The sequence below is a fragment of the Agrobacterium sp. 16-172Ci genome (assembly GCF_053522725.1).
In genome coordinates this window covers 120,790-130,891 of sequence record NZ_JBNWBW010000010.1, presented here as the reverse complement: position 1 = coordinate 130,891, position 10,102 = coordinate 120,790, and the positions used below count along the sequence as shown (strand labels likewise).

The following is a 10,102-nucleotide window of genomic DNA, read 5'->3' as shown; positions in this document are numbered from 1 at the left end:
TAAAACCTCAATGGGGGAAATGACTGTAGCGCATGACATAAGGTATAGACTTAAAGCTAATCAGCAAATCACGGCAGACGGCCTTCGGCGGAGGGTTACGTTTAAGGCCGGCATAATTGGAAAGATCAGGAGCTTCATGGGTGCTATACTCGCTTTCCAGGCTGCTCATACTAGTCTCGATAAGCTGTTTCTTTGCTTCCATAAATTCATCGTATTGATCCTGGGGAAGAGCAGAGATGTTCATGGGCTTAGCATTCGATAAATCGAACACGTACAAGCTGGTCAGTTTTCCCTGGAGCTTAAGAGTGACCGTCGAAAGACCAGAAGGATTGTCGCTCGCGCCCAATGACTTGCTTCCATCCCCCGGCAGTTGCGACGTCGCGTATGCGTCAGCGGATTTAGTATCGTGCTTCTCTAGTCCACCGTAGCGACTAGCGGAGCTATAATATGTTGCCGATCCAATCGTATTCATAGCAAATCTCCTACATTACTCCCCAATCATGCCGGATTGAACTTGCCTAAAGCTAACCATTACCCAGATAAATACTTAATAGCATCGCAGCATTTATTCTAATACGATAATCAATCGCACCCAAAAAATTGCCGTAATATAACATTGCTCTTTTTTTGCCCGAGAAGGCTAAATGACATCGCCAGTGGATAGCCACGCCACGAATCTTCATCATCCTGGCCTGCTGCCGGTTTTATGGACATCGAGTTCAGGTGTTCGTCCTGAAACCGGAGAGCATGAATACAAAGACGTATAAGCTTGAAGCAGTGAAGTTGGTCAGGGAACGTGGGGTCACTGTTGCGCAGGCTGCTCGTGATCTTGATGTTCACGAGAATGTCTTGCGCAAATGGTTCGGGAATACGGCGACGATCCCAACCAGTGGATTCCTACGGCGCCACTGCGCCACTGGCGCTGACCGCGATCCTGACGGCATCCGCGGTCGCACTTGCCTTGCTGCAGACCCTGTCCGTGATGCCAGATGTCTAAAACGTACGACCTGCCCGGAATTTGGTCCGGGCAGGTCTTTTTTGAAAAGCCGATTTTCTTGCCGTCGCTCTGGTTACTTGCGGTAGGCTAGCCCACCCCAGATGCGGCCTTCGTCTCTGTGGCGGCCGCCGTGTACTGCGCCGATATAGGCAGCCGCAGCGGAAACGAGCGCGGAAGCGGCCAGCAGGAATGCTGTCAGAATACCTGCGACCCGTGCTTTTTCTGCGGCATCCGCAGCCTTGGTCTTGGCATCGTCCAATGCCTTCTGTGCCTCAGCCTTCACGGTCTCGACCTGCTTCTGCGCTTCATCGACCTTCTTCTGTGCTTCCGTCCTGACGGCTTGCACACGCTCAACCGTCTGGTTCACGCGCGTTTGCGCATCGGTCTGGCTGATGTTTGTGCGGGCAGCGACCTGATTGGCGAGCCATGTTTTGTCGGCATCAGATATCTCGCCTGTCGCCATCAGATTGCCGAGGATCCCGCTAATCTGGCGCTGATAGTCACCGGCGCTCTGTTCACCCGTCATAGGGGTGGCGGGCGTATCGGTCCTCAGTAGCGTATCCGTGAAATAGTCGATCGGGTTCGTTCTCAGACCTTGCGGAAGCATCTGCTCAATGCTGGGTGCGGCAGCCTGACCGGCTCCTTGCGCCAGACCACCGGCTGCACTGCCAGCGCCGGAAATGATGCCGCCTGCCAGTTGGCCAGCCCCTTGAACGGCGCCGCCGACTGCGGAACCCGTGGCCTCGACGGCGGTCTGCGCCACGCTGCCGACAGCCTTGGCGCCACCGGACAGCACGCCGAGCGCGAGAAATGCCGAGACGACCGTCCCGAGACCCCATACGACCAAGCCGTTCACACCATCGCGGACCGTCAGTTCGTTCCTGTCGGCAGCGCCGGCGGGCCGACGCATGCGGCCGGCAATATAGCCACCCAGCATGTAGGAGCCGACCATGGAAATGATGACGAAGAGCGCGGTTATGATGAGCCAGACTGTGCTGATCTCGCCGCCATCGTCGGCCGAGATCGAACTCAGGCCCAAGCCGCCCGCGAATGCGGTGAGGACTGCCATGGCGCCCGAGGAGATGACGGCACCGGCGAAAATCGCTGGCCAGTCCACATAGCTGCGGTTTGGATTTGTTTCGATACCCGTTGGATCAACCATCAGCGTAGCCCCAGCAATGAGAGAATGAACAGGACAACGACGACGAGTCCGACTAGATAGATGATGGAATTCATGCGGTATCTCCTCCGAAAGGATGACCAATCCTCCGCGTAGCGGGTGATTATATGCAGCGAAAAATGTGAGCCGAGTGCTCCTGCACCAAACTCATCGCACCCGAAAAAGTTTCACGACTTCTCGTTGTTTCGGAAGGATTTTGCGCAAATTCAGCCGGCGGGCGACGGTGTGGGCACGGATGAGGAGGAGCCTGATCACTGGGCGAATATGAGCCTTGCGAGGAAATCCGGGCCCGAGATCGCAAGAGGGTGATCGCCGGCCTTTAAGCGCGGCCTTGCCCCCGTGGCGGTGCGCACTGCTACGATTTGATACATAAGTGCGGGTTTCAGGAAACATGCCGGATACCTGCAGGGCAGATCATGACCTGATCTATTTCGGATTAGGCAGGATTTCCCATGAAAAGCCAGATTTTCTTCGCCGTCGCCCTATCGGTTGCGGCAGCGGGTTTTGGAACCGTTTATTCAAGTTCAGCGGACACGCCGCCGGAAAACGCCTCTCCCATCTATGGTGTCACTCTTCCTGACGGATATCGTGACTGGACGTTCATCGCGCCCGCGCAGGAAGCGCCGCCGCTGGACGAGCTTCGCGCTGTTCTGGCAAACGATGTCGCCGTCAACGCCTACAAAAGCGGAACCCTGCCCTTTCCCGATGGCTCCATACTGGTGAAGCTTGCCTATAAGCGGCAGCAATCCACGGAGTTTCCGCCGGCCACGGTGCCGGGAGCGGCAACCACCGTGCAGGTGATGGTGAAAGATTCCAAGAAATATGCCGGCAGCCACGGCTGGGGCTTCGGGCGGTTTGTCAACGGCAAGCCGGTGGATGCCGCGCAACATGAGACCTGTCTCTCCTGCCACGAGGGCAACGTCAAGGACCATGATTTCGTCTTCACGCGCTATGCGCAGTGACAAATGACGGGGACGTGCGGTTTCGCTTTAGCCGCCGTGCGCCGGTGGCGGCTTTTACACTCGATTACAAATTCACCGAAGCGCCGACACATCAGGGATACGTGAGGCCGGGAAATTGGCGCCATCGCCGGGTCGCCTTCGCCGCCCGGAGCCCCGAACTCCTGCCTGAAAGGAAAAGATGATGACGTTTCTGGTCATTGCCTATCTCGGAGGGGCGCTGACAATTCTCAGCCCCTGTATCCTGCCCATCCTTCCCTTCGTTTTTGCGCGGGCGGGGCAACCGTTCCTGCGCAGCACGCTGCCCCTGCTTGCGGGAATGGCGGCAACCTTTTGCGCCGTCGCGACGCTGGCCGCGGTGGGTGGCAGCTGGGCAATCAGCGCCAATGAATATGGCCGGCTCGTCGCTCTTGCGCTGCTCGCGGTCTTCGGCGTCGGGCTGCTCTCGCCGCGTGCGGCCAGCATCATCACCCGTCCGGTCGTCGAGCTCGGCAACCGGCTCGCCAATGCCGCCGGCAAGCCCGGGGCAATGCCGAAGGTTGCGGGCTCGCTGTTACTCGGCATCGCCACCGGCCTTTTATGGGCGCCCTGCGCCGGACCGATCCTCGGGCTCGTGCTGACGGGTGCGGCCCTGAAGGGGGCCAATCTGGAAACCAGCCTGCTGCTCGCCGCCTATGCCGCCGGGGCTGCAACCTCCCTTGCCGTCGCCATCCTCGTCGGCGGCAGGGTATTTGCAGCCATGAAGCGGTCTCTCGGTTTCAGCGAGCGGATCCGGCAGGTGCTTGGCGCGGCGGTGCTTGCCGGCGTCGCGGTCATCGCGCTCGGGCTGGATACGGGTTTCCTGTCGCAGATATCCTATGCGAGCACGGCATCCTTCGAACAGCGGGTGCTCGATCGGCTCCACACCGCCATAGCGCCCGAAGTGGCGGCGGCGGGCGTCAGCACCGCCACGGCCCGGTCGGAGCTGCCGGTTGAGGGCAAGGCCCCATCCCTCGACGGCGCCGTGGAGTGGCTCAATTCCCCGCCGCTCACGCGTGAGCAATTGCGCGGCAAGGTCGTTCTCGTCGACTTCTGGACCTATTCCTGCATCAACTGCATCCGGACCATTCCCTATGTGCGTGCCTGGGCGGACAAATACCGGGATCAGGGCCTCGTCGTCATCGGCGTTCACGCCCCCGAATTCGCCTTTGAAAAGAAGATCGACAATGTCAGACAGGCCGTCACCAGCTTCAAGATCGATTACCCGGTGGCAATCGACAATGATTACAAGATCTGGCGCGCCTTTGATAACAGCTATTGGCCGGCACATTACCTGATCGATGCCAGGGGCCAGATCCGCTACCACCATTTCGGCGAGGGCAACTATCGGCAGACCGAAGAGGCGATCCAGGACCTGCTGCGCGAGGCCGGCAGCAGCGCCTCCGCCAGCGCACCGGTGAGCCCGCAGGCGACAGGAGCCGAAGCCGGTGCGGATATCGGGCACATGCGCTCGGGCGAAACCTATATAGGCTATCGGCAGGCTCGAAGCTTCGCATCCAACGAGGCGATGCGTGCAGACACGCCGCGCAACTACTCCGTCAAGACGCCTTCCCTCAACGAATGGGGACTTTCCGGCACCTGGACGGTTGGCGCGGAGGCGGCCACACTTGATGCGGCTGATGGCGGCATCACCTATCGCTTCAGCGCCCGTGACCTGCATCTGGTCCTTGGGCCGGATGCAGCCGGAAAACCGGTTCGTTTCCAGGTCACCATCGACGGGCATCCGCCGGGTGCGGATCATGGCGCCGACACGGATGCCGAGGGCAATGGCGTCGTCACCTCAACCCGTCTTTACCAGCTCGTCCGCCAGTCCGGCGCCGTCGAAGCGAGAACCTTTACCATCCGCTTCCTCGACCCCGGCGTGCAGGCCTATGCCTTCACTTTCGGCTGATCCGGATTTTCCTCCCGTTCCCATCAAAACCAAAGGAGAAATATGATGCACCATCGTCTCATGCCAAAATTCGCGCTTGCCGTCGCAACCGCACTGATCGCTTTTGCCGCACAGGCGGCAGAGGTGAAGAATATCGTCATCGTCCATGGCGCGCTGGCCGATGGTTCGGCCTGGCGCAGGGCGACAGACATCCTTGAAAGCCGTGGTTTCAACGTCACGATCGTGCAGGAGCCCATCACCTCTCTTGCCGATGACGTGGCGGCCACCAACCGTGTTCTCGATCTCCAGCAGGGGCCGAGCCTGCTTGTCGGGCACAGCTACAGCGGGATGGTGATCTCGGAAGCGGGTAACCGGCCGGATGTGGCCGGGCTGGTCTATGTCGCCGCCTTCCAGCCGGAGAAGGGAGAGAGCCTTCTCGACCTCGCCGGCTCGAAACCGCCGGCTGGCAACGGCATCAAGCCGACGAAGGATGGCGCGTTCCTTTATCTCGATCCCGCCGTCTTTGGACAGGATTTCGCCGGCGACCTGCCGCGTGAGGACGCGGCCTTCATGGCAAGAAGTCAGGCCTTCGCCGCCAAGGCCGCCTTTGCCGCCAAAGCCGGCGAACCCGCCTGGAAAACCAAGAAAAGCTGGTCGATTGTCGCAACGCAGGACCGCTCGATCAACCCCGATCTCGAGCGCGACATGGCCAAGCGCGCCGGCAGTGCGGTGACCGAGATTGCGGCAAGCCATGCGGTCTTTGCCTCCCAGCCCGAAAAGGTCGCAGACGTCATCGAACAGGCCGCCCGGCAATCCGCCAAATAAACCGCGCCCGCCTCGAGTCCAACACAGCCGCCCCAGACACCGGGGCGGCTGATTGCGTGAGGGCGGACCGAATGTATCAGTCTGTATCCGGAATGCCCCCTGCTACAAAACCATTCACATTCGTCCTCCTTGCGACACATCGAGGATACACGCACCGCGTTACCTGCCCGCATCCAACATGGACAGGAGAGACAGCAATGAATTCCGAGATCAATTTCCAGCGCCGCCGCTTCTTCGGCATTGCCGCAATGACAGTTGCCGCCGTCGAATTCGGGGCCGCAGGCCTTGCTCATGCCAAGGGCGAAGCGCCTTCGCCTCAGCCGTCAACCGGACGCGACGGAGCCACCTCCTTTGGCGCCCTGAAGCAGGTTGAAGCGGGCGTACTCAGCGTCGGTTATGCAGAAGCCGGCCCCGCAGACGGCCCGGTCGTGCTGCTGCTGCACGGATGGCCTTATGACATCTACAGCTATGTCGATGTCGCACCCATCCTTGCATCGGCTGGATATCGGGTACTCATCCCCTATTTGCGCGGGTATGGCACGACCCGTTTTCTCTCGGACGACACCGCACGCAACGGACAGCAGGCGGCGCTTGCGGTCGACATGATCGCCTTTCTCGACGCGCTCGGCGTCAAGCAGGCCGTCGTTGCCGGTTATGACTGGGGCGCTCGCACCGCCGACATCATGGCGGTGCTCTGGCCCGAACGTTGCACCGGGCTCGTATCGGTCAGCGGCTACCTTATCGGCAGCCAGGAGATCAACAGGAAGCCGCTTCCGCCCAAGGCGGAACTCTCCTGGTGGTATCAGTTCTATTTCGCGACGGAACGCGGCCGTGCGGGCTATGCCGCCAACACCCGCGACTTCGTGCGCCTGATCTGGCAGACGGCATCTCCAACCTGGAAATTCAGCGACGAGACCTTCAATCGTTCGGCCCCCGCATTCGACAATCCCGACCATGTGGCCATCACCATCCATAACTACCGCTGGCGGCTGGCACTGGCCGACGGAGAATCCAAGTACGACAATTACGAGCGCCAGCTTGCGAAACTTCCCGTCATCACAGTGCCGACGATAACGCTGGAAGGCGACGCCAACGGCGCGCCGCATCCGGATCCTTCCGCCTACGCATCGAAGTTTTCCGGCAAGTACCAGCACCGCAACATCAGCGGCGGCATCGGCCACAACCTGCCGCAGGAAGCACCCGAGGCTTTTGCCAGGGCTGTTCTGGACGTCGCAAAGCTTTAAACTTGCCGAAGCCCGCGAACCGTTGTCTTACTGCATGTGACGCAGGGGACGCGGTAGCGGGCCACTCGAACCGTCCGGACGACGAAGGCATCCAATGGAACATATCGACCATATTCTCGTCGTAGACGACGACAGGGAAATCCGGGAGTTGGTTTCCAGCTACCTGAAGAAGAACGGCCTGCGCACGAGCGTGGCGGCCGACGGACGGCAGATGAGAAGTTTTCTCGACGGCAATACCGTCGATCTCATCGTGCTCGACGTGATGATGCCTGGCGATGACGGGCTGGTCCTATGCCGTGAGCTGCGGGCGGGGAAACACAAAGCCACGCCGGTCTTGATGCTGACCGCCCGCGATGACGAGATGGATCGCATTATCGGGCTCGAAATGGGAGCCGACGACTATCTGTCGAAGCCCTTCGCTGCCCGTGAGCTTCTTGCGCGGATCAAGGCCATCCTGCGCCGCACGCGGATGCTGCCTCCCAATCTGCAGATCAGCGAGGCCGGGCAGCTCCTGACCTTTGGTGACTGGCGCCTCGACACGGTGGGCCGTCACCTGCTCGACAGGGAGGGCACGACCGTTGCCTTGAGCGGGGCTGAATACCGGCTTCTCAGGGTCTTCATCGATCATCCCCAGCGCGTCCTCAACCGGGACCAGCTGTTAAATCTCACCCAGGGACGCGATGCGGAGCTTTTCGACCGGTCGATCGATCTTCTTGTGAGCCGCGTGCGCCAGCGCCTGGGGGATGACGCGCGCGAACCCATCTACATCAAGACCGTACGGGCGGAGGGTTATGTCTTTGCGGTGCCCGTGGAGATTTCGGAGCCGAGGATATGAACGGCCCGCGCCTGCTCGCCGGCTGGTGGCCGCGCTCATTGCGGTCCAGACTTTTCATCATCCTTTTTGCCGGCCTCGCCATTGCCTACGGCCTGTCGTTCAGCATCCTCTTTGCCGAACGATATATGTCGGCAAAGGCGGTCATGCTCGGCACTCTGGAGCAGGATCTGGCGGTATCGATCGCCATCATCGACCGCCTGCCTGCGGAAGAGCGGGCGCAATGGGTCCATCGCCTGAGCCGCAACAATTATCAACTCGTCCTCGGCCCCGGTCTTCCCGGTGTTTCCGACATGACCGGCCGCGGCGCTGAAATTGCGCAGAGGATCGAGGAAGCCGCGGGACACCGTTTTCCCGTCAGGGTCGAGTCCATTCCCGGCGACGGCAAGCGGCTTCAGGCGCACCTGACGCTTTCGGACGGCTCGCCCCTGACGATCGACGTGACACCGCGCGGCGTGATGCCCCTGGCGGAATGGCTGCCTTATGTCTTCGCCGCGCAGATGGCGCTTCTCCTCCTCTGCACCTGGTTTGCAGTGCGACAGACGACCAGACCCCTCAGCGCGCTTGCTGCGGCAGCCGAAGCGCTGGATCCGGGGGAAAAGGGGTCGCCGATGAGTGAGGGCGGCCCAAGCGAAGTTGCTCACGCCGCCCGCGCCTTCAACGCCATGCGCGATCGCGTCGCGCAATATCTCGAGGAGCGCGTCCAGATTCTTGCGGCGATTTCGCACGACCTGCAGACGCCCATCACCCGGATGCGGTTGCGGGCCGATATGGCAGACGATACGCCGGAAAAGGAAAAGCTGGTCAGTGACCTGCGTGAAATCGAACGTCTGGTGCAGGATGGGATCGCTTACGCACGCAGCGCTCACGGCAATGGCGAGAAATCCTCCCGTATCGATCTGGCCTCTTTCATCGACAGCATTGCCTACGACTATCAGGATACCGGAAAAGCCGTAACGGTTGCCGGCATGGTGCGCGGCACCGCGTCGACAAAGCCCCATGCATTGCGAAGAATCCTGACGAACTTCATAGATAACGCCCTCAAATTCGCCGGCAGCGCCGAGATTAAAGTGGACCGGCGTGGTGAAGGCACAGTGGTCATCACGGTGCTCGATCGGGGGCCGGGCATCCCGGACGAGATGCTGCAAAATGCCATGCAACCCTTCTTCCGGATCGAAACATCGAGAAACCGCGATACGGGCGGAACCGGTCTCGGACTGGCGATCGCCCAGCAACTCGCCGGAACGATCGGCGGCTCGGTTCGCCTCTATAACAGGCAGGGCGGCGGGCTTGCGGCCGAGGTCGCTTTTCCCTGAGAGGGAGGCGGGTCGACGATAACCAGTGACAAAGCGCCGATACTTTTCGATACAGTTTCGCAGTTTCCGGAAACATGCCGGATACGCTGATCCATCACAAAGCTCCTATCACGAAGCGCCGCAGCAGCGGCAAATGAAAGGAGCCTCCCATGACCAAGATCGAGACTGTTCTTTATACCGGCAAGACCCACACGACCGGCGGGCGTGACGGATCGGCGCAAAGCGATGATGGCGCGCTGGGCATCAAGCTCTCGCCTCCGGGCAGCGGAAAGCCGGGCACGAATCCCGAACAGCTTTTTGCGGCCGGCTGGTCGGCATGTTTTATCGGCGCCATGACAAAGGCGGCGGCGAAACGCCAGCTCCGGCTTCCCGCCGACACCGCCGTCGATGCGGAAGTCGACCTCGGCACGACGGGCGGCGAGTTCTTCCTGCAGGCTCGCCTGTCGGTAAGCCTGCCCGGGATCGATCGTCCCGTAGCACAGGCCATCATCGAGGATGCCCACCAGATCTGCCCCTATTCGAAGGCAACCAGGGGAAACATCGATGTTACGCTCAAGCTCGCTTAAGCCTGTTGTCTCCGCCCGTGCGCTTGTCATCGCCATCGTGTTTGCGGCGATATTTGCAGCGCCGTGCGTATATGATGCAGCATCCGACGAGCCCTCGCCGCTTGCGGGACTTCTGGGCGCGGTCTCATCGATGTGACCACAAGGGAACGGCTCGGCGCCCGCCGCAGCCGTTTTCGCGTTTCCACTTCGTCCTGCCATCCCTCTGATCAACTCAATGAAGCCTGCTTGGGCCCATGCGGCGCGCCTCCAGCGCGTTCCGCGGCGGCCAGACGAG

The 10,102-nt window shown here is 60.7% G+C and carries 10 protein-coding genes and 1 pseudogene; 8 read left to right on the top strand and 3 right to left on the bottom strand.

Translation table 11 applies throughout. From position 1 onward, the window contains the following. Positions 1-7 precede the first annotated feature (7 nt). Both ACQZ40_RS12080 and ACQZ40_RS12075 read right to left on the bottom strand, forming a co-directional pair. The gene (locus ACQZ40_RS12080) at positions 8-472 is read right to left on the bottom strand and encodes a hypothetical protein (RefSeq protein ID WP_448748023.1); all 465 of its coding nucleotides are present in this window, start codon (positions 470-472) and stop codon (positions 8-10) included. Positions 473-524: 52 nt separating this feature from the next. After that, the gene (locus ACQZ40_RS12075) at positions 525-686 is read right to left on the bottom strand and encodes a hypothetical protein (RefSeq protein ID WP_433824151.1); all 162 of its coding nucleotides are present in this window, start codon (positions 684-686) and stop codon (positions 525-527) included. A 61-nt stretch (positions 687-747) separates the two neighbouring features. Between ACQZ40_RS12075 and ACQZ40_RS12070 the strand changes: the two are divergent. Beyond that, positions 748-861: pseudogene (locus ACQZ40_RS12070) on the top strand (transposase); the annotation flags it as partial. A gap of 209 nt (positions 862-1,070) precedes the next feature. Here ACQZ40_RS12070 and ACQZ40_RS12065 read toward each other — a convergent pair. Next, a complete protein-coding gene (locus ACQZ40_RS12065) occupies positions 1,071-2,159 on the bottom strand; it encodes a hypothetical protein (RefSeq protein ID WP_433824152.1) in 1,089 nt (362 codons plus the stop codon). A 470-nt stretch (positions 2,160-2,629) separates the two neighbouring features. Here ACQZ40_RS12065 and ACQZ40_RS12060 point away from each other — a divergent pair, with 470 nt between their 5' ends. The 7 genes from ACQZ40_RS12060 (at position 2,630) to ACQZ40_RS12030 (ending at position 9,828) form a co-directional block, all read left to right on the top strand. Continuing rightward, positions 2,630-3,139, top strand: coding sequence for a cytochrome P460 family protein (locus ACQZ40_RS12060; protein ID WP_433824153.1), 510 nt, complete (start codon positions 2,630-2,632; stop codon positions 3,137-3,139). A 181-nt stretch (positions 3,140-3,320) separates the two neighbouring features. Beyond that, entirely contained in the window at positions 3,321-5,066 is a 1,746-nt protein-coding gene (locus ACQZ40_RS12055) for a cytochrome c biogenesis protein DipZ (protein ID WP_448748022.1), read from the top strand. Between the two features lie 45 nt (positions 5,067-5,111). Then, the gene (locus ACQZ40_RS12050; RefSeq protein WP_448748021.1) at positions 5,112-5,870 is read left to right on the top strand and encodes an alpha/beta hydrolase; all 759 of its coding nucleotides are present in this window, start codon (positions 5,112-5,114) and stop codon (positions 5,868-5,870) included. 197 nt (positions 5,871-6,067) lie between these two features. Then, a complete protein-coding gene (locus tag ACQZ40_RS12045) occupies positions 6,068-7,114 on the top strand; it encodes an alpha/beta fold hydrolase (protein ID WP_448748020.1) in 1,047 nt (348 codons plus the stop codon). A 94-nt stretch (positions 7,115-7,208) separates the two neighbouring features. Next, on the top strand, positions 7,209-7,949 hold the full coding sequence (locus ACQZ40_RS12040) for a response regulator (RefSeq protein WP_026372362.1): 741 nt from the start codon (positions 7,209-7,211) through the stop codon (positions 7,947-7,949). Continuing rightward, positions 7,946-9,262, top strand: coding sequence for an ATP-binding protein (locus ACQZ40_RS12035; RefSeq protein ID WP_142844498.1), 1,317 nt, complete (start codon positions 7,946-7,948; stop codon positions 9,260-9,262). The genes ACQZ40_RS12040 and ACQZ40_RS12035 overlap by 4 nt, the downstream gene beginning before the upstream one ends. A gap of 149 nt (positions 9,263-9,411) precedes the next feature. After that, a complete protein-coding gene (locus ACQZ40_RS12030) occupies positions 9,412-9,828 on the top strand; it encodes an organic hydroperoxide resistance protein (protein WP_060726459.1) in 417 nt (138 codons plus the stop codon). The last annotated feature ends 274 nt before the right edge of the window (positions 9,829-10,102 follow it).

Excerpts from the sequence above, each read along its gene's own strand:
- ACQZ40_RS12080 (WP_448748023.1), bottom strand. The coding sequence starts at position 472 with ATGAATACGATTGGATCGGCAACATATTATAGCTCCGCTAGTCGCTAC.
- ACQZ40_RS12075 (WP_433824151.1), bottom strand. The coding sequence starts at position 686 with ATGATGAAGATTCGTGGCGTGGCTATCCACTGGCGATGTCATTTAGCC.
- ACQZ40_RS12065 (WP_433824152.1), bottom strand. The coding sequence starts at position 2,159 with ATGGTTGATCCAACGGGTATCGAAACAAATCCAAACCGCAGCTATGTG.
- ACQZ40_RS12060 (WP_433824153.1), top strand. The coding sequence starts at position 2,630 with ATGAAAAGCCAGATTTTCTTCGCCGTCGCCCTATCGGTTGCGGCAGCG.
- ACQZ40_RS12055 (WP_448748022.1), top strand. The coding sequence starts at position 3,321 with ATGACGTTTCTGGTCATTGCCTATCTCGGAGGGGCGCTGACAATTCTC.
- ACQZ40_RS12050 (WP_448748021.1), top strand. The coding sequence starts at position 5,112 with ATGCACCATCGTCTCATGCCAAAATTCGCGCTTGCCGTCGCAACCGCA.
- ACQZ40_RS12045 (WP_448748020.1), top strand. The coding sequence starts at position 6,068 with ATGAATTCCGAGATCAATTTCCAGCGCCGCCGCTTCTTCGGCATTGCC.
- ACQZ40_RS12040 (WP_026372362.1), top strand. The coding sequence starts at position 7,209 with ATGGAACATATCGACCATATTCTCGTCGTAGACGACGACAGGGAAATC.
- ACQZ40_RS12035 (WP_142844498.1), top strand. The coding sequence starts at position 7,946 with ATGAACGGCCCGCGCCTGCTCGCCGGCTGGTGGCCGCGCTCATTGCGG.
- ACQZ40_RS12030 (WP_060726459.1), top strand. The coding sequence starts at position 9,412 with ATGACCAAGATCGAGACTGTTCTTTATACCGGCAAGACCCACACGACC.